This is a genomic window from Shinella sp. WSJ-2, assembly GCF_003432075.1.
Taxonomy (GTDB): Bacteria; Pseudomonadota; Alphaproteobacteria; order Rhizobiales; family Rhizobiaceae; genus Shinella.
Genome location: NZ_QWBU01000016.1, coordinates 33,631 through 52,359 on the forward strand (window position 1 = coordinate 33,631; position 18,729 = coordinate 52,359).

Below are 18,729 nucleotides of genomic sequence, written 5' to 3' on the forward strand. Positions count from 1 at the left end.
GACTACATCTCCACCTTGCTGCGCCGCATGAGGCCCAAAAGCAGGACGCAGGACAGTGCGACAATGAGGAACAGCGCGTATCCCATGGCGCTGGCATAACCCATATTGCCGTCCTGGAAGGCAGTCTTGACCATATAGGTCATCACCACTTCGGTGGCGTGGTTCGGCCCGCCCTGCGTCAGCACCTGTACGATATCGAAGTTGCGGACAAAGGCACCGGACAGGCCCAGAATGATGTTGATCAGCACGACCGGCATCATGAGTGGGAGGGTGATATGCCTGAAACGCTTCACCGCGCCGGCACCATCGATACGGGCGGCCTCGTAAAGCTCGTCCGGTATGGTCTGCAGGCCGGCGAGATAGATGACGGCGTGAAACCCCAGCCATTTCCAGACATCGACCACGATAATCGAATAGAGCGCGATATCGGCATCCCCCAGCCATGACAACTTCAGTGCTGAAAGGCCGAGCCCGTCTAGTGCCGCGTTGAGGAGGCCGAACACCGGATTGTAAATCCATGACCACAGAAGGCCGGTGGCCGCGAAGGAAAGCGTGACCGGAATGAAAACTGCGGCCCGGATCGGCCCACGCAGGAAAATTGCCCGGTCCAGCAGGATGGCCAGACCAAGGCCCAGCACGTTCTTTAGAAGCAGGATGAGGACAACGAAAATCAGATTGTTCTCGAGCGCACCGAGAAACAGCCTATCACCCAAAAGCTTAGCGTAGTTGGCGACGCCGATGAAAACCGGCGCCGAAAACCCGTCCCACCGCGTCAGGCTGATCCAGAGCCCGCGCAGGAACGGCCACAGAAAGAACAGCGAAAACAGGACGGCGGCAGGCGCGAGCATGAAAGCCGCGACCGTCGCGTCGTCATCCCGCCGGATGATCCTCGTTATACGCGTGAGCATCCCAAACCCCTTCAGCGCTTGCTAGGGTTCAGCACAAGTCCAAGCGTTTCAGTGAGATAAGCAACACTTTCTCTTGCGCTCTGCTCTGCGGTCTTCTGCGAGGCATCGAGCTCCACGATCGCAAGACCGTCATACTCGGCGTCCAGGAGAACGTCGACAAGCCCGGGCATATCGACCACGCCTGCACCGAGTTCGCTGAACGCAGCATAGCGCTCAGGGCCGACGAGGCTGTCGTCCACCCGCGTATCCTTGAGGTGGATGTATCGCACGGCGGACATGTAGGTGCGGAGCGCGTCCACCGGATCCGAATGGGTCTGCGCCAGATGGGCGGGATCGATGCAGAGCCCCGCATGCCGCGTATCCAGCTCATCCATCATCCGGTCGAGCTGTTCGCGCCGCTCGATGAAGGTGTCGAGATGCGGGTGGTATACTGTGGCAATGCCAAGATCGGCCGTACGCCGGCCGATATCCTCAAGCGCACGGCAGAAGGCCTTGTAGTCTTCCGGGAGATGTTTGTTGCCCGACGCTTCCGACGGCCCCCCGCCGAGCACCAGAACCGGAGCATCGAAACCCTTCAGGATGCGCGCAAGAGAAATAAGGCAGGCACGCTCCTGCTCCCACAGCACGGGATTGACGAAGGTCGCGTTCACATAGAGCGAGGACAGGCGGATACCCAGATCGCTCTGTGCTTCGGAAAGTAGCGCGTAGCGCCGCAGGATGTCGGTATCCGTCGTTACGCCCGGAGGCGGCAGATCGCCAAGCTGCATGTATTTGCGGGCAAACTGGTCGGAGAGGCTGGTGAAGGCGAGAATTTCAAACCAGCCAAAACCTTCCTGTGCAAGAAAATCGAGCGCCGGGCGCAAGGGCTGTCCGGTCAGGTCCCAGCTGTTTAGATGATAGCCGATGGAAAAACGTTGGCGTGCAGAACGGGTCATGGCTTTCTCTTTCGAACGGACGGATGATCAGGCGCTCTGCAGAGCGCACGGCAATGTCGGGGGGAAATTTCGGCGGCGCGCTGGAGAAGGGCGCGCCGCCGTGCGGCGCCGGCTTAGTCCTTCGGCGGCCAGTTACCTTCGTCGACAAGCGACTTGAACGTCGCCTGCACGCTCTGCGCGGCCTCTTCCGGTGTCGCGGTGCCCCCCACGACCCCGGCAATGCCGGATGCCACTGCCGTCGTCACTTCGCTCGGCCAAATCCAGTCGAGGAACTTGATCGTGTTGGGGAACGCGGTGGCGCGCAGATCCTTGGCATATTGTTCGTCGACACCCTCGACACCCTTGATGGACGTCGCGATCGGCTGCTCCGCATCGAGATAGATCTTTGCCACCTCCGGCTTCGTCAGATAGGCGACGAAGTCGAGTGCCGGTTTGACCTTTTCCTCCGGAATGGAAGCAGAGAGGCACATGCCGTTATCGGCACCGCCGCCGTGCTTGGCTTCACCCGGCGTTCCCTCCATCTTGGGGAACGGGAAAACACCCCAGGAGAAGCCCTTTACGTTTTCCTTCAGGGACGGAACCTCCCAGGTGCCGCCGTAGTACATGGCGCTCTTGCCACTGGCGAAGGCGGCGCGCATGCCCTCCATATCGACGGAGAGAGAATCCTTGGAAAGGATGCCGTCGTCGACCCACTGCTTGATCAGTCGGAACGCTTCGACGCTGGCAGCATTGTCGAACTTCTCTTTGCTTTCAAGCTGCGCCTGCGTGACGCCAACAGGGTCACCGCTTGCTTGCGAGAAGGTCTCGAAATACCACATCGGCCACATGACGCTGTTCGATCCCTGATGCAGCAGCGGGATGACGCCCGCTTCCTGCAGCTTCGGCACCGCGGACTTGAGGTCCGCATAGGTCGGCGGCGTGGGAATACCGAATTTCTTGAAAAGGTCGACATTGTAGAAGATCGTCGAGGTCGACAGCGACGTGATCGGCACGCCATAAACCTTGCCGTTCACATTGAACGCGCCGAGGCTGGCCGGATCGACATTTGCGACGAAGGGCTGGATCTCGTCCGTAATCGGCCGCAAGAGCCCGCGGCGCACATACGCGCCGTTGACCCAATAGGCAGAGCAGGCGATCAGATCCATCTCTTGGCCGGAAAGCTTGGCGGTCATCAGGCGTTGGAGCGAACCTGACTGGGGACCCTGCGCATCCCATTCGACGGCAGAGACTTCGGGGTGTTCCTTCAGAAAACCGGCAACGATTTCCTCGCGGATCTTCGTTTGCACCTCCGGCGTCTCCCGTGGGGCAAGAACGTCGAGGGAGGAACCGCCGAACACTTTCAACGTAACACCATCGGCGTTTGCCGAAGCCGGCATGAAGGCTGCCGAGAGGCTGAGGGCGACCACAAGCAGGCGCAAGGCCGACCGGCGGCGGGCGTTTTGGGGAATACGGGCATGAACTGGCTGAGAAAACGGCATAGCGAACCCCTTGTATTGCTACGCTCGGCGCTTGTGCACCGTCGACCATATCGTTGATGGTCATACAAGTAAGGATCAGCTTTTCCGTCTTGTCAAGCGGCTACATGCCCTGACTATCGCGACAAAAAATTGCTGAGAACGCGCCATAAACACCCCTATTTTATCGATTTCGCGCAAAAAATCTCAGAAAGCCCTTGACTTTGAACCACCGGACTTGATTGTTTGATTATCAAATAAAAGCCGCATCAGCGAGCAACAAAGGGAACCTGATCGATGTCACTTGATGTCTTTTCCGCGCACCGCAACGAGCAAGAGGTACGCCTCGACGCGAAAAGAACAGCGATCATCGTGGTCGACATGATCAACGAGTTCTGCAAACCGGGCGGTAAAATGGTTCTGCCGGGATATGAAGCGCTCGTCGGACCGCAGCGCGCCATCATCGATGCGGCCCGCTTAAACGATGCGCCCGTGATCTGGATCCACGACGCTCACCGCCCTGGTATGCGACACGAGCACGAATGGGCCAAACGCACACCGCACTGCCTTGAAAACACATGGGCAGTTGAGATCATCGAGGATCTCGGCGCCCGCCCTGATGAGATTCATGTGACGAAGCGCCGTTACTCGGCCTTCTTCCAGACGGATCTCGATCTCGTTTTGAAAGACATGAAGATCGATCAGCTCGTCGTGTTCGGCGTCGTGACAAACATCTGCGTCCGCTCCACGGTGCATGACGCCTTTTTCAACGGCTACGAAGTTGTCGTTCCTGCCGATGCCTGCGCGGCGACCGGAAAACGGGAGCAGGATAGTTCACTCTATGACATCGGCACCCATTTCGGTGTCGTCTCGGATTCTAAGGCTGTTGTTGCAGCCCTGAGCGGAGGCGCTACCATCGCCAATCAGATTGCGGCGTGAACCGGTGGGGCAGGACTTGAGCAATATCGAAACGATGGAAGACGAAACGCACGTTGAAACGGGCGTCGAGCAGGGATCGGAGCCGCCGGAACTCGGGCGCGACGAAATTCTGGCCTATGTCGCCCGCACCGGCTACTCGCTGGAACATCACCCGGCACACATCATCCGCCGGGCACACCAGCGAGCAACGGCCTGCTTTCAGGAAATCATACCGGTCAGCGATGTGACACCCACGCAACTTGCCGCGCTGGTGACGTTGCTAAAGGCAGGTGAGCTTTCGCAAAACCATCTCGGACGCATCAGCCAGATGGACCCATCGACGATAAGCCTTGTGGTGAAAGCGCTCCTGAAGCGCGGCCTTATCGCGCGAAAGCGCTCGGAAACCGACCAGCGCATGACGATGATCACCCTGACCAACCGCGGCGTGCATTACACCCTGCCACTGCTGGATCACAGCATGCAGGTCGCGCGCACGCTTTTGGAACCGTTGACCCCGGCCGAACAGGCAACACTTCTTGAACTTCTCAACCGCATCAGCGGACCGGAACCGACCGAATAAACCGGACGCAGCCCACCATGCACATGGTTGCCGCCCGGACTCTGACCATACCGACAGATTGTAAGGACAACCCATGTCAAATGCTGCCGTTCAAGCCGACCGCCTTCTGATCCGAAACCTGGGCGCCGTGCTCACCGGTGAGCTCTCCGCGCCTTTGGCGGACGCGGATACGATCCTTATCGAGAATGGAAAGATCGCTGCCGTGGGCCGCGAGGCCAATATCGATGCCAGCGGCGTCAAGCGTGTGATCGATGCCAAAGGCTCTTCGGTCATGCCCGGCATGATCGACAACCATTCCCACCCCGTCATGGGTGACTGGACGCCGCGCCAGAACCAGCTCGGCTGGATCGATTCAACGCTGCATGGTGGCGTGACGACCCTGGTCTCCGCCGGCGAGGTGCACCTGCCGGGCCGCCCGCGGGACGTGATCGGAGTCAAGGCACTGGCGATCACCGCACAACGCGCCTTCGCAAACTTTTCCCCGACCGGCATGAAGGTTCTGGCCGGAGCCCTCATCCTCGAGCATGGCCTCGAGGAGAAGGACTTCAGCGAACTTGCCGATGCCGGCGTCACACTCGTCGGCGAAGTGGGCCTCGGCACGGTGAAGGATGGCCCGACGGGCCGCAAGATGATCGACTGGGCCCGCAAATACGGCATGACGTCGATGACCCATACCGGCGGGCATTCCATCCCGGGATCCTCGCGGATCGGCGCCGACGTCGTGCTGGAAGTAGATGCGGATGTTGCCGCCCACATGAATGGCGGACCGACCTCCCTTTCCTTCTCCGACCTCGAACTGATCTGCCGGGAAAGCAAGCGCGGACTTGAGATCATCCATAACGGGAATATGAAGGCAGGGCTCTTCGTGCTCGACGTCATCAAGGACGTCGGCGCCCTCGACAGGCTCGTGCTGGGTACGGACGGACCCGCCGGGTCCGGCGTTCAGCCGCTTGGAATGCTGCGCCTCGTAACAATGCTCGCCTCGCTCGGCGGTGTCTCCCCTGAAGTCGCCGTCTGCTTTGCGACCGGGAACGTGGCGAAGCTGCGCGGTCTGAACGACCGCGGCCGTATCGCGCCCGGCCTTGCGGCCGATCTCGTCTTCATCGATCAGGCGATGGGTGGCGCCGGCGATGGCGTGCTCGACAGCATGGCCCTCGGCAATCTGCCCGGCATCGGCATGATCCTGGTCGACGGGGTCCAGCGCACGGCACGCAGCCGCAACACGCCCCCCTCCGTTCTTGTGCCTGAAACCCAGGCGGCCTGACCTCAACCTCCCAAACGAAGAAGGCCCGCTTTTTGGCGGGCCTTCTTCGTTTCATCCGAGCGGACAGGACGATTAGACCAGGCCATCCCTGCCCACAACCTTGTCCACCGTCAGGCCGCCCACCCGCGGATGCGGACGACCGGAATCGGTAACCGCAATCGCCACGGCGATTTCGTTTGCGCGCGGCGCATCGGCAACGCGCACCTCCATGCCATCGAAATGGGTTCTGACCCGCGCGGCATCCTTATGACCGAGCGGAATATCGAACGGAGCGCCGGGCGCACCACGTTTTTTCGACGACGGTATGAGAGCCGCACCGCCCCCCAGCACATCCCGAAACGGCGCCCCAAGCTCCGGATGCAGCAAGGCGGCGGCGTGCTCAAGCTCGCCATCCTCGCCGACCAACGCCGCCTTGCCGAAGCTCTCGACCTTTTCGGAGGCTACGCCGAGGGCGGCAACCGCCCGCTCCGGCAGGATGCGCCCCAGTGTACGGCCAATCGCCATGAGCGGCGCAAGGTCCTCGACATATCGGCCCGAGAAAGGGTTTTCGATAATGGCCACGGAAGCGGCGCGACGGGTCGGCTTGTCCAGTACCATGCCGCCTTCCGAAAAGGTTTCCTCCACGACCGTTACGATGCGGCGAATACCCGCGGTTCCGATGTCGCTCATCGCAGGCCGTCCTCCCCCTTGATGTCGCTGGCTTTTAAGCCCCCCACACGCGCATGAATACGCGGACCAGTCGTCATGGCGAGAACGACCACCATTTCATTGGCACGCGGCGCGTCGTTGATGCCGACCTCGATCGCATCGAAGTGGCTGCGAACATAGGATGCGTTGACATGCGTGATCGGAATATCCAGGTGCGTTCCAAGCCCGCCGACTTTCTTCGTGGACGGCACGATCGCCTTCGCGTCTCCCAGGAGCTCGCGCATCGCATAGCCACCGGGATTGTGCCAGAGTGCGGCGTGTTCGAGCTCACCGGCCGCGCCGACAATTGCCCCCTTGCCATATCCTTCGACTACGCCCGGATCACCCCCGAGGGCATCGATCAGCCGCTTGGCCATGTCCAGGCCGAGAGGACGCAGCGCATCCATGAAAGGCGCGATTTCCTCGACATAACCGCCGGCGAACGGATTTTCGATAACCGCAAGAACGGCTGCCCGCTTCAGCGGGACTGTCGCCGCCGGTCCGCCTTCGTGGAAAATCTCGTCGACCGAAACGACAATCTTGCGTACTTTCACGTCCGCCATATCATGCTCCCAAAACTTGTTAGAGTGGAAACAATTCTATTCGTTCCGGGAAATGTCAAGCCGATGCCGGCAAAATCGCGCCACCTTGAAAAAAACTGCCAGTTATTGGGCATTACTCATCACATCATCACAAATTTTTGGCCGGGCCTTGGCTCAAAACACCATTGACAACAAAAAATAGGATGCGCAATCTTTTGTACGACCATCAATGAAATCGGCACTGAAGACCGATGCGATGGAATCGCCTGTTGACCATCAGAGGGATTGAACCGCCATGAAGAATTTCAAGCAGATTTTGGCAGCCGGCGTTGTGCTCGCTGCATCCGCAATGCCGTCCTTCGCTGCCGAAAAGGTTAACGTCGCCGCCATCTCCGGCTACTTTGCCCAGGGTTTCGGCGTATCGATCGTCGAAGGCTTGAACAAGGCAAAGGCCGATTTCGGCATCGACCTGAAGCTCGTCGATACCGGCAACCGCGCGCTCGACTATGAGGAGCAGTTCAGCAACCTTGCCAAGACAGGTGAATACGACCTCATCTTCGTCATGGGCTGGGAACTGGTCGATGCATTGCAAAAAGTCAGCGCCGCCTATCCAAACCAGCGCTTCGTCTTCATTGACGGCGTGCTCGACAGCGACAAGATCATCTACGCCAGCTTTGCTGAAGAACAGGGATCGTTCATTGCCGGTGCGCTTGCCGCATTGGTGGAAAATCTCGGCCCCGAATTCGACAAGATCGGTGACGGCAAGGCCATCGGCTTCGTCGGCGGTCGCGACATTCCCGTCATCCGCAACTTCCTTGGCGGCTACGAACAGGGCGCGAAATATGCGGTTCCCGATGTGAAGGTGAACTCCGTCTTCGCTGGCACCTTCGATGACCCGGCGAAGGGTAGCGAACTGGCCATGGCGCTCTACGGCCAGGGCACCGACATCGTCTACAACGTCGCCGGTCCGACCGGTGAAGGCGTAATGCAGGCCAGTGCCGCCGCCGACAAATATTCACTCGGCGTCGATGTCGACATGTGCGCCAGCGCGCCGGGCAACGTGCTTGCCAGCATGTTGAAGCGCGGCGACATCGCGGTCTATTCGATCATCAAGGACGAGGTCGAAGGCAAGCCCGTCAAGGCGGGCGTGCGCACGTTCGACCTCGCCTCGGGCGGGGTCGAAGTGAAACTCTGCGAAGACGTTGCCGCCAAGCTGCCGGCCGAGATTCCGGCCAAGATCGAGGAGATCCGCAAGGAAGTCGTCGACGGCAAAATCGCGATCACCAAGGCAAAATAAGGCTTGAGCCGGCGGACAGGACGGGGGAACCTGCCCTGTCCGCCATTGAAAGCCCCGCCCTTTTCCCTTGAAAGGCTGCTTTTCGGCGCAAGCCCGGCTGCACGCCTGTTATGATCGCTTGAAACATGACTTTTGCTGTCGAACTTAAAGGCATCACGAAACGCTTCGGCGCTTTTACGGCCAATTCCGGCATCGACCTTGCCGTCCGGCAAGGCGAGATTCACGCCATCATCGGTGAAAACGGTGCCGGCAAGACGACGCTGATGAACGTGCTTTTCGGCCTGTTGCAGCCGGATGAAGGCACGATTTCGATCAATGGCAAGACCATGGCGATCGACAGCCCCGCCGTTGCCATCAATGAGGGCCTCGGCATGGTGCACCAGCACTTCAAGCTCGTGCCCTCGCTGACGGTTGCCGACAATATTTTCCTCGGCATGGAAATCCGCCGCAGCGGATTGATCGATCGCGCTGCGCAGGTCGAGCGTACACGCGCTCTATCGCAAAAGTTTGGCCTCAAGGTCGATGCCCAGGAGCGCGTTGCCGGTCTTTCCGTCGGCATCGAACAACGCATTGAGATTCTCAAGGTGCTCGCTCGCAACGCGCGCACCATCATTCTCGACGAACCGACAGCCGTGCTGACGCCGCAGGAAAGCCGTGACCTTTTCGAGACGCTGCGCAGCTTTGTCGACGACGGCATGACCGTCATTTTCATTTCCCATCACCTTGAAGAGGTCATGGCCGTTTCGGATACGATAACTGTTCTCCGCGACGGACGCGTGGTTGCGACCCGCCCCAAGCAGGAACTCACCAAGCGCGAGCTCGTGCGACTGATGGTTGGCCGCGATGTCAGCTTCGACCGCCGCCCGCGCGAGGCAACGCAGGGTGACGCCGTACTGGAAGTCAACGACCTGTGGGCGCGCGACGACCGCCGCCTTGCTGCGCTGAAATCCGCCAGCTTCTCCGTTCGTGCCGGCGAGATCGTCGGCATTGCCGGCGTTGCTGGAAACGGCCAGACCGAGCTTGCCGAAGTGCTCTCGGGCTTGCGAGAGGCAAGCCATGGCAGCGCAAAGCTTTACGGTCAGGAGATCACCGGCCACACGCCCGCCGAAATCCGCGCCCGCGGACTGGCACATGTTCCCGGCGATCGCCTTGCCCGCGGCGTCGATCGCAATGCCTCGCTGTCGACGAACATCCTGATGGGCCGCCAGAGAAAGGCACCCTTCGCAAAAAACGGCATCATCAACTGGAGCGTCGTTCAGGACGAGATGCGCGCCCTCATCAAGCGCTTCGACATCCGCGCGCGAGGTCCGAAGGATGTGGCGAAAAGCCTGTCCGGCGGCAATATCCAGAAGGTCGTGCTGGCGCGTGAGTTCACCGCGGGCGGCGACATGCTCCTGATCGACCAACCGAGCCGCGGCGTGGACATCGGCGCGCAGGAAGCGATCCACGACGAGATCATGCAGCAACGCGCGGAAGGCCGTGCGATCCTCCTCATCTCCACCCAGCTCGACGAATTGAAGGCGCTCGCCGACCGCATCATCGTGATGTTCGAGGGGCGCATCATGGGCACCGTCGAGGGAAATACCATGGATGAAGACACGATCGGCCTGATGATGGCCGGCGTGGATCCATCAGACGTGAAGGAACACGAATGAAAACGGCCCTCTTGCCAGACGGCCTGACCCGCACTCTCGCCGGGCAGGTCCTTGCCTTCGCCGTCGCGCTATCGCTCGGCGCCGTGATCATCCTGCTGATCGACGAGAACCCCGTGACGGTGTTCATGACGCTGATGCGCGGCGCCTTCGGCGATGCCGAGAAAATCGCCGGGACCCTGTTGCAGACGACGCCGATCCTGATCTGCGGCATTGCCGCCTGCATCGGGCTTCGTGGCGGCATGTTCAATGTCGGCATCGAGGGCCAGCTTTTCTTGGGCGGTTTTGCAGCCGCTTGGGTCGGCTTCGCCTTTGCGCTGCCGCCGGTCCTGCATGTCGTCGTCGCCATCGCCTGCGCCATTCTTGCCGGTGCCGCTTGGGTCGCGATCCCCGCCTTTTTCCGCGTTCGCTACGGCACCAATGAAGTGGTCTCCACGATCCTCGCCAATTACATCGCGATCCTGCTCACCTCCTATTTCACGATCTTCCTCTTCAAGCGCCCGGGTGGATGGTCGGAAACGCCGCCAATCCTGGCGACTGCCTATCTGCCAGAGCTTTTCAGCTTCTCGCGACTAAACGTCGGGTTGTTGATCGGCCTGTTCCTGGCGATCGCAACCGCTGTTTTCTTCCGCTGGGCCTCCACCGGTTACGGGGTGACGATGGTCGGCTCCGCACCGAAATTCGCGGAATATGGCGGCATTAACGTTCGTAAGGTCGGCTTCGGCGTGCTCCTCGCCTCGGGCGCGGTGGGTGGCCTTGCCGGCGGCGTCGAAACGCTCGGTGTGCACCACCGCTTCATGGAAGGCTTCGCTCCCGGTTTCGGCTTCGACGGCCTGATTGCGGCTCTTCTCGCCAACGGATCACCGATCGGCACGATTTTCACCGCGCTGTTCTTCGGGGCACTCCGAGCCGGATCCTTGCTGCTTGAAGTCGATACGACGGCCTCGCGCGAGATCATTACGGTCATCCAGGCCTTGATCATTCTTGCGGTCTCCGCGGACCTTATGATGCGCCGGCGCGGCGATCGCACGGGAGAGCGTCGATGGAAGTTCTAAGCACCATTTTCAATGTCGCGCTGATCGTCGCGACGATCCGTACCACGGCACCGATCCTTCTCGTCGCCCTGGGTGGCTCCTTCACCACCAAGGCCGGCATCTTCAACATCGGACTTGAAGGACAGATGCTGATCGCCGCCTTCTTCGCGGTGCTCGGCTCGATCTGGACCGGCTCCTCCCTCGGCGGACTGGTGATCGGCGTGGCGGCAGCGCTCGTCTTCGCCCTGGTCTTCGCAGTGCTGGTCATCAGCTTCCGCGCGAATGAGGTGGTGGTTGGCCTGGCGCTCAATATTCTTGCGGGCGGCATGACCATCTCCCTGATGAAGGCGATCTTCGGCACGCGCGGATCGATCGTCGGCCGCGGCATCGTGGGTCTGCCGAAGGTGCAGATTCCTGGCGCTCGCGATATCCTCGGGCCATACGCCCAGCTGATCTCCGGCTACACACCGCTGATCTATGTGGCGTTCATCGCCGTGCCCCTCCTCATCCTCATCTATGGACGCACGCGTCTCGGCCTCTATATACGCGTGGTCGGCGAGAAGCCGGAAGCTGCCGAAGCACTCGGCATTTCGATCGCCAAGGTCCGCTACACCGCCGCCCTGCTGTGCGGCCTGCTCGCCGGACTTGCGGGTGCGCATATGTCGCTCGGCTACATCACGATGTTCACCGAGAACATGTCTTCCGGACGCGGCTTCATGGCTGTCGCGATTCTGATCTTCTCGGGTGGCGATCCCTGGCGCGTGCTGGCGGGCTGCCTGCTGTTCGGTTTTGCCGACGCGCTGTCGCTGCGCCTGCAGACCTTCGGCTTCCCGTCCTATCTTGTGCTGGCGGTTCCTTATACCGTTGCTCTCACGGCGTTGTTTGCACTCTCCTGGAAGGCACGGCCGAAGCTCATCCGCGAAACGATAGAGACGATGCAGCGCGCGCTCTCCGTTCATCCGGCGAAATCCGAAACGCCGGACACCCGATCCAACCGTTCCTGATCTCACATCAATCGAAGGCTTGTCATGCAACGCATCATCCTCGACGTCGATTCCGCTGGCGACGATATTCTCGCCGTTCTCTTCGCTGCCGCCCACCCCGATATCAAGCTCGAGGGTGTCACGACGGTAACCGGCGCCGCCGGTCCGATCACGCAGGTCACCAATGTCGTGCTCAACACGCTCTCGCTCGCGGGCCGCGACGACATTCCCGTCCATGCCGGCGCCTGGCGTCCGATGGTCGGCAATTCCAAGACAGATATGGAAGCTCCGGTCCATTTCGAAAAGCGGTTGACCGCCCGCTTCGGCGACCGGCTGAAAACGTTCAATCCTCCTGCCCCAATACCGAAACGTGCGGCAACGCAGGGCCATGCCGTCGATTTCATCATCGAGACGGCCAAGGCGCATCCGGGCGAATTGACCCTCGTCACGACAGGCCCGACGACCAATGCCGCCATGGCCATTCTGCAAGAGCCGGCACTGCCTTCGCTCCTCAAGAACATGCTGGTCCTGGGCGGCAATTTTTCGACGCCCGGCAACATGACGCCCCTGTCGGAATACAATATCTGGGCGGACCCGGAAGCCGCACGCATCGTGCTCAATGCCGATTGCCCGAAAATCCTCGTGCCCCTCGATATCTGCGAAGACAATCGCGTCGCCGACAGCATGCTGACGCGTGACGATCTCGCCGACATGGCCAGCGTCTCGAAGGACAACGCCGTCGTCGACATGATCCGCGAGGTCTTCCCGATCTATATCGATATCTGGCGCGAATTCTTCGGTCTTGTCGGCTTCCCGATGGACGACGTCATCACCGTCGCGCTCGCCATCGACCCCGATCTCGTCACCACCACCGCTCCGCTGTTTGCCGATGTCGTGATCGAAAAGGGCATCGCGCGCGGCCAAACTGTCGCCTATCGCGGACACCAGATCCTGCCCGGCGGCGATGGCCCGAAGACCACCCGGATCGGCACGGGCCTTGACGGTCGCCGCTTCCTCGAAATGTTCAAGACGACAATGGCGCGCTACGGCCGCGCTGCAGCCTGAAGGATCAGACCCATGGCCACTCCTATCCTCTATGACTGCGACCCCGGTCACGACGACGCCATTGCGCTTGTCATGGCGCATCGCTCGCCGGAAATCGAACTTCTCGGCGTTACGACGACCTGCGGCAATGCCGAACTCGAACGCACGACGGCCAATGCCATCCGTGTTCTCGACTTCCTGGGCGCAACCGATGTGCCTGTTGCCGCCGGCTGCGCCCGCCCGCTTGCCCGTCCTCTGGTTCTCGGCACGGCCGATGGCCCGAGCGGTATGGACGGTTCTCCCTACCTACCCGAGCCCAAGCGCGGCCCCATCGCCCAGCATGCCGTCGATTTCCTGGCAGAGAAGCTTGCCGCCGCAGCCGAACCCATGACCGTCGTTGCTACGGGGCCGCTCACCAATATCGGTCTGCTCGTATTGAAGCATCCCGACGTCTTGTCCAAGATCAAGGAACTGATCTGGATGGGCGGCGTCTTCTATCGCAAGAGCGAGATCATCACGCCGACGGAATTCAACGCCTTCTGCGATCCGGAATCACTGAAGATCGTGCTCGACAGCGGCGTGCCGATTACGATGGTCGGTCTGGATGTCACCATGCAGGTGCTGATCGAGGCCGAACAGTATGAGGAGCTTGGCAAGATCGACACGCAGCTCGGCAAGCTGGTGATGGACTGGCTGCGTTTCTATGAGAAACTGCACCGCAACTCGATGGGCGTCGGCGGCGCCATGCACGACCCGCTCGCGCTCGCCCTCGTAATCGATCCGACGCTGGTGCGCACCAAACCCGTTCACATCGGCGTCGACCTCAATGGCACCTACACATTCGGCGCAACCGTTGCCGATTTCTGGAAGGAGCGCGGTGAGCCGGACAATGCACGCATTGCCTACGAGGTGGATGCCGACCGATTCTTCAAGCTGATGTTCGATCTTCTGAGGTAACGCGGCTACGGACGTCAACATGGAGACAAAAGCATGACAGGGCTGGTTCTCAAGGATATCCGCAAGTCCTACGGTGCGGTGGACGTGATCCACGGCATCGATCTCGACATCAAGCAGGGCGAGTTCATCGTCTTCGTCGGCCCGTCCGGCTGCGGGAAGTCGACGCTGTTGCGCATGATCGCCGGTCTGGAGGAGATCACCGGCGGTGACATGACGATCGATGGCGAGCGCGTCAACGACGTGCCGCCCTCCAAGCGCGGCATCGCCATGGTGTTCCAGTCCTACGCGCTCTACCCCCACATGACCGTCTACGACAACATGGCCTTCGGCATGCGGATCGCCGGCGAGAGCAAGGAGGAGATCGACCGCCGCGTGCGCTCGGCCGGCGAAATCCTCCAGCTCACGAAGTATCTCGACCGCCTGCCCAAGGCGCTCTCGGGCGGCCAGCGCCAGCGCGTCGCCATCGGCCGCGCCATCTGCCGCAACCCGAAGGTCTTCCTGTTCGACGAGCCGCTGTCGAACCTCGACGCTGCCTTGCGTGTCGCCACCCGCATCGAGATCGCCAAGCTCAACGAGCAGATGGCCGATACGACAATGATCTACGTGACGCATGACCAGGTGGAGGCAATGACGCTCGCCGACCGCATCGTCGTGCTCTCGGCCGGTCATATCGAGCAGGTCGGCCCGCCGCTGGAGCTTTACGAGCGTCCCGCCAACCTCTTCGTCGCCCGCTTCATCGGCTCGCCGGCGATGAACATCATTCCGGCGAAGATCACGGCGGCGGGTGCGGCGACCTCGGTCGAACTGACGGGCGGCCGCGTCTCCAGCGTCGATATCGCGACGGCCGCCTCCGAAGTCGGCAAGACCGCAAGCTTCGGCGTGCGGCCGGAGGATCTTCAAATCTCGACCGGCGACGACTTCCTGTTCGAAGGCACGGTGTCGATCGTCGAGGCGCTCGGCGAGGTGACGCTGCTCTATATCGATGGCCTCGTTGCCAACGAGCCGATCATCGCCAAGATCCCCGGCATCCTCGACATCAAGCGTGGCGAGAAGGTGCGTTTCACGGCGGAGAGGGCCAAGCTCCACCTCTTCAATGCGGCGGGGCAGAGCTATCGCTTGCCCCCGCTTGAAGCAATGTAAACCACGCGGTGGTGGCGCGAGAGTTGAGCAATCGAGAGCGTTTGGCATGATCTTCGACTATTGCGTTATCGGGGGTGGTATTGTCGGCCTCGCAACTGCCATGCGACTTCTCGAAACCAGGCCGGGCAGCAGTCTCGTTGTCCTGGAAAAGGAAAATCGGCTCGCGAAGCATCAGACCGGGCACAACAGCGGCGTCATCCATGCCGGCATCTACTACCCGCCGGGAAGCCTGAAGGCAGAACTTTGCCGCAAAGGCTCTGTGGCAACCAAAACATTCTGTGCTGAAAATGGCATCCGTTTCGATGTTTGCGGCAAGCTCCTTGTCGCGACATCCGCTGCCGAAGTTTTAAGGATGGAGGCACTCTACGAACGCTCGAGACAAAACGGCATCGAGGTTGCAAGGGTTGGTGCCGAGGAATTGAAAGAGCGGGAACCGAATGTCCGTGGTCAGGGCGCACTTCTTGTTCCCTCTACCGGTATCGTCGACTATTCCGAAATATGCCGCGCCATGGGCTGCCGTATCGAGGCCCTAGGCGGCGAGATCCACTTGTCGACCCGGGTATCCGGCATCCGCGAGACGGCGGCCGCCGTGGATATAGACTGCGAAGGCAAAAGCTGGCGGGCGAAAAAACTGATCGTGTGCGGCGGGCTGCAATCGGACCGGTTGGCGATGTCGGCCGGCCTCTCGATCGACCATCGCATCATCCCATTTCGCGGCGAATACTACCGCCTCTCGCCCGAGAAGAGCGCCATCGTCCGCCACCTCATATACCCCATCCCCGACCCGGCCTTGCCGTTTCTGGGCATACATCTCACGCGCATGATCGATGGCGGCGTGACGGTGGGGCCGAATGCGGTCATCGGTTTTGCGCGCGAAGGGTATCCACGTCTTTCCGTTGATCTTTCCGACACGGTCGATATCGTGCGCTTTCCCGGGTTCTGGAAAACCGCTTTTTCCCATCGAAAGTCGGCCCTTCAGGAATTCCGAAACTCCTTCTGGAAGGCCGGGTATCTGAAGGAATGCCAGAAGTACTGCCCAAGCCTCGACCTGGGCGACCTTCTTCCATATGAGGCCGGTATCCGCGCGCAAGCGGTGCACAAGGACGGCACCCTGATCCACGACTTCCTCTTCGCCGAAACGGACAGGATGCTGCATGTCTGCAATGCCCCGTCCCCCGCGGCCACCTCGGCCTTGCCGATCGCAGAAATGATCATCTCGCGCATGGCGGCCCGCTAGGCAGGCCGCCGAACGCGCGTCGGCTATCGCATCATCGCCGGCACATTGCCGCCATCGACCGTGATGACGGCCCCTGTCGAAGTGCGGGCGGTGGCAAGGTGAAGGACAGCATCGGCGACGTCGTTTGCGGTAACCTCACGCTGAAGCAGGTTGCCGCGCATGTAGACCTCGGGTGTGACACCGCGTGCCTGGGCCCGCTCTTCGACCATCGCATCGGTCATGAGGCGCGTTCTGATCCGGTCGGGATTGACGGCGTTGACCGTAATCCCGTCCGCGGCATGTTCCAGCGCATATTGGCGCATCAATGCCATCAAGGCCGCCTTGGAGGTGCCATAGGGACCAAAGTCCGATCCCGGATTGACCGCCTGTTTGCTGACATTGAAAACAATCGAACCACCGGTCTTCTGCTTGCGCATCACTTTCACCGCTGCGCGGGCGATATAGTGATGGCTCCAGAAATTCAGGTCGAAGGCGGCCTTGAAAGTGCTGTCGGCAACATCGAGCAGTGCGCCCTGGAAAGCCGCTCCGGCATTGGAGACCAGAATATCGATCCCGCCATAGGTCTCGGCTACCTTTGCGATCGCGTCAACGGCCGCTTTCTCATCCGTCAGGTCGCAGGCAACGGCAAGCGCGCCGAGACGCCGCGCCTCACTCTCGGCACGGTCCGCGTCGACATCGATCAGGGCCACTTCTGCACCCTGTGCACGGAGAGCTTCCGCGACGGCAAGCCCGAGGCCGCCGGCTCCGCCGGTGACAACCGCGACCTGGCGTGTCAGAGGCTTCTCGACCTGCTTGGCCAGCTTCACCTGCTCCAGCGACCAATATTCGATATCGAACAGGTCTTCTTCGGAAAGCGCCTCGAACCTGTCGATCCCCTCAGCGCCTCGGATGACCTCGATGGTGGCTTCGGCAACGTCGGCACATATCCGCGCCGCCTTCTGCGTCGGGCCAGCAGCAAACAGGCCAATACCCTCGATATAGAAGACCCGCGGCATCGGATCGAGCATTGTCTTGCCGCCGCCGCAGCGGGCATTGTTGCGCTCGAAATAGGCCTTGTAGTCGGAGATGTAGGCCGAGACCGCAGCGGTCACCTTCTCACCCCACGTTTCAAGCTCGTTGGCCTGCGGCGCCGGAAGCGCGATGCCGAACCGCTTGATATGGATGACATGTTCGGGCGTCGCATTCCCGCGCCGAACGAGATCCGCGACATTCGGAGCGCCGCAGAAATCCAGGATGCGATCGTTGGCGCGACGTTCGAGCACGAAGCGCCGGAAACGCCCCTCCTCCTGTCCCGGCAGCGCGATCGCGCCGCGCAGGATCGGCGCAATATCGGAAACGGATGCAAGCGGCTCCGCCTTTGCAATGAAGCGTCCGAACGGAGAGGCCTCGCCCTCGGCAATGCGCTTTTCCGCCCGGTCGATGGCCGCGATCATGTTTTCGTAAGCTTCGCGTGGATCGTCGGACCAGGTGAAGATGCCATGCTTCAACAGGATCATGCCGGGTGCATCCGGTCGTTTGGAAAACGCTTCGAGGCAGGCCTTCGAAAGATCGAAGCCCGGCATCACATAGGGCACGATGATCATCTCGGGAAACAGTTCCCGGATGATTGCTTCACCGTTCGGCTGGTTCGTCAGGGCGACGATCGCGTTGGCATGGGTGTGATCGACATGCTTGAACGGCAGGATGGCGTGAAGGATTGCCTCGACCGACGGGTTGGGTGCAGCAGGGTCGAGCAGAAGACGGCGCTGCAGCATGACCATATCGTCATCGCTCAGTGTCTCGTATTCGACCATGGCCTTCAGCGGCGCGAGGCGAAGTGCCGGAAGACCCGCGGGCTCGATCTTGCCCATGTCCCAGCCGCTGCCCTTGACGCAAAGAACCTCGACTGCTGTACCGTCATGGTCGATCAGCGTGGTCTTGACCGACGTATTGCCGCCGCCGTGCAGCACCAGCTGAGGCACCGAGCCGAGAAGGCGTGTCGTATAGGTTCGGATTGCAACATCACGATTCACGCCTGCCTGCTCATAAGCACCGACGACTGCATCAAACTCCGCTTGCGACCATTTCGACTGCATAAGAACTCCCTTGCGGACGACG

Annotated in this window: 17 protein-coding genes; 11 read left to right on the plus strand and 6 right to left on the minus strand. The window is 60.9% G+C overall.

Annotated features, from left to right (window positions below; genetic code table 11):
- Positions 1–2 precede the first annotated feature (2 nt).
- The 3 genes from D0Y60_RS22270 to D0Y60_RS22280 form a co-directional block, all read right to left on the minus strand.
- On the minus strand, positions 3–908 hold the full coding sequence (locus D0Y60_RS22270) for a sugar ABC transporter permease (RefSeq protein ID WP_117372143.1): 906 nt from the start codon (positions 906–908) through the stop codon (positions 3–5).
- 11 nt (positions 909–919) lie between these two features.
- Positions 920–1,843, minus strand: a complete 924-nt coding sequence (locus tag D0Y60_RS22275) for a sugar phosphate isomerase/epimerase family protein (RefSeq protein WP_117372144.1) — start codon at positions 1,841–1,843, stop codon at positions 920–922.
- A gap of 113 nt (positions 1,844–1,956) precedes the next feature.
- Positions 1,957–3,321, minus strand: coding sequence for an extracellular solute-binding protein (locus D0Y60_RS22280; protein ID WP_117372145.1), 1,365 nt, complete (start codon positions 3,319–3,321; stop codon positions 1,957–1,959).
- Positions 3,322–3,594: 273 nt separating this feature from the next.
- Between D0Y60_RS22280 and D0Y60_RS22285 the strand changes: the two genes are divergently transcribed.
- The 3 genes from D0Y60_RS22285 (at position 3,595) to D0Y60_RS22295 (ending at position 6,059) form a co-directional block, all read left to right on the plus strand.
- Positions 3,595–4,236: an isochorismatase family cysteine hydrolase gene (locus D0Y60_RS22285; protein ID WP_117372146.1), complete on the plus strand. Its 642-nt coding sequence runs from the start codon at positions 3,595–3,597 to the stop codon at positions 4,234–4,236.
- Complete coding sequence (locus tag D0Y60_RS22290) at positions 4,226–4,795, plus strand: MarR family transcriptional regulator (protein WP_245409274.1); 570 nt, start codon at positions 4,226–4,228, stop codon at positions 4,793–4,795. The genes D0Y60_RS22285 and D0Y60_RS22290 overlap by 11 nt, the downstream gene beginning before the upstream one ends.
- A gap of 73 nt (positions 4,796–4,868) precedes the next feature.
- A complete protein-coding gene (locus D0Y60_RS22295) occupies positions 4,869–6,059 on the plus strand; it encodes an amidohydrolase family protein (RefSeq protein WP_117372147.1) in 1,191 nt (396 codons plus the stop codon).
- Positions 6,060–6,131: 72 nt separating this feature from the next.
- On the opposite strand, the gene D0Y60_RS22300 is transcribed toward D0Y60_RS22295, so the two are convergent.
- On the minus strand, positions 6,132–6,728 hold the full coding sequence (locus D0Y60_RS22300) for an amino acid synthesis family protein (RefSeq protein WP_117372148.1): 597 nt from the start codon (positions 6,726–6,728) through the stop codon (positions 6,132–6,134).
- Positions 6,725–7,309: an amino acid synthesis family protein gene (locus tag D0Y60_RS22305; RefSeq protein ID WP_117372149.1), complete on the minus strand. Its 585-nt coding sequence runs from the start codon at positions 7,307–7,309 to the stop codon at positions 6,725–6,727. Before D0Y60_RS22305 ends, D0Y60_RS22300 begins: the two co-directional genes overlap by 4 nt.
- Positions 7,310–7,583: 274 nt before the next feature.
- Between D0Y60_RS22305 and D0Y60_RS22310 the strand changes: the two genes are divergently transcribed.
- The 8 genes from D0Y60_RS22310 to lhgO all read left to right on the plus strand — a co-directional run bounded on the left by D0Y60_RS22310 (position 7,584) and on the right by lhgO (position 16,632).
- Entirely contained in the window at positions 7,584–8,585 is a 1,002-nt protein-coding gene (locus tag D0Y60_RS22310) for a BMP family ABC transporter substrate-binding protein (protein ID WP_117372150.1), read from the plus strand.
- Between the two features lie 125 nt (positions 8,586–8,710).
- Positions 8,711–10,240 (plus strand): ABC transporter ATP-binding protein, encoded by a 1,530-nt coding sequence (locus tag D0Y60_RS22315; protein WP_117372151.1) that lies wholly within the window; start codon positions 8,711–8,713, stop codon positions 10,238–10,240.
- Entirely contained in the window at positions 10,237–11,292 is a 1,056-nt protein-coding gene (locus tag D0Y60_RS22320) for an ABC transporter permease (protein WP_117372152.1), read from the plus strand. The genes D0Y60_RS22315 and D0Y60_RS22320 overlap by 4 nt, the downstream gene beginning before the upstream one ends.
- Positions 11,280–12,275 carry an ABC transporter permease gene (locus D0Y60_RS22325; protein ID WP_117372153.1) on the plus strand — a complete coding sequence of 332 codons (996 nt, stop codon included), beginning with the start codon at positions 11,280–11,282 and terminating at the stop codon, positions 12,273–12,275. The genes D0Y60_RS22320 and D0Y60_RS22325 overlap by 13 nt, the downstream gene beginning before the upstream one ends.
- Positions 12,276–12,299: 24 nt before the next feature.
- Positions 12,300–13,319, plus strand: coding sequence for a nucleoside hydrolase (locus tag D0Y60_RS22330; protein WP_117372154.1), 1,020 nt, complete (start codon positions 12,300–12,302; stop codon positions 13,317–13,319).
- A 12-nt stretch (positions 13,320–13,331) separates the two neighbouring features.
- Complete coding sequence (locus D0Y60_RS22335; RefSeq protein WP_117372155.1) at positions 13,332–14,255, plus strand: nucleoside hydrolase; 924 nt, start codon at positions 13,332–13,334, stop codon at positions 14,253–14,255.
- A gap of 33 nt (positions 14,256–14,288) precedes the next feature.
- Positions 14,289–15,395 (plus strand): sn-glycerol-3-phosphate ABC transporter ATP-binding protein UgpC, encoded by a 1,107-nt coding sequence (gene ugpC / locus D0Y60_RS22340; protein WP_117372156.1) that lies wholly within the window; start codon positions 14,289–14,291, stop codon positions 15,393–15,395.
- Between the two features lie 46 nt (positions 15,396–15,441).
- Positions 15,442–16,632, plus strand: coding sequence for an L-2-hydroxyglutarate oxidase (lhgO, locus tag D0Y60_RS22345; RefSeq protein ID WP_117372157.1), 1,191 nt, complete (start codon positions 15,442–15,444; stop codon positions 16,630–16,632).
- Between the two features lie 23 nt (positions 16,633–16,655).
- Here lhgO and D0Y60_RS22350 read toward each other — a convergent pair whose 3' ends face one another.
- On the minus strand, positions 16,656–18,707 hold the full coding sequence (locus D0Y60_RS22350) for a bifunctional aldolase/short-chain dehydrogenase (RefSeq protein WP_117372158.1): 2,052 nt from the start codon (positions 18,705–18,707) through the stop codon (positions 16,656–16,658).
- Positions 18,708–18,729: the final 22 nt, after the last annotated feature.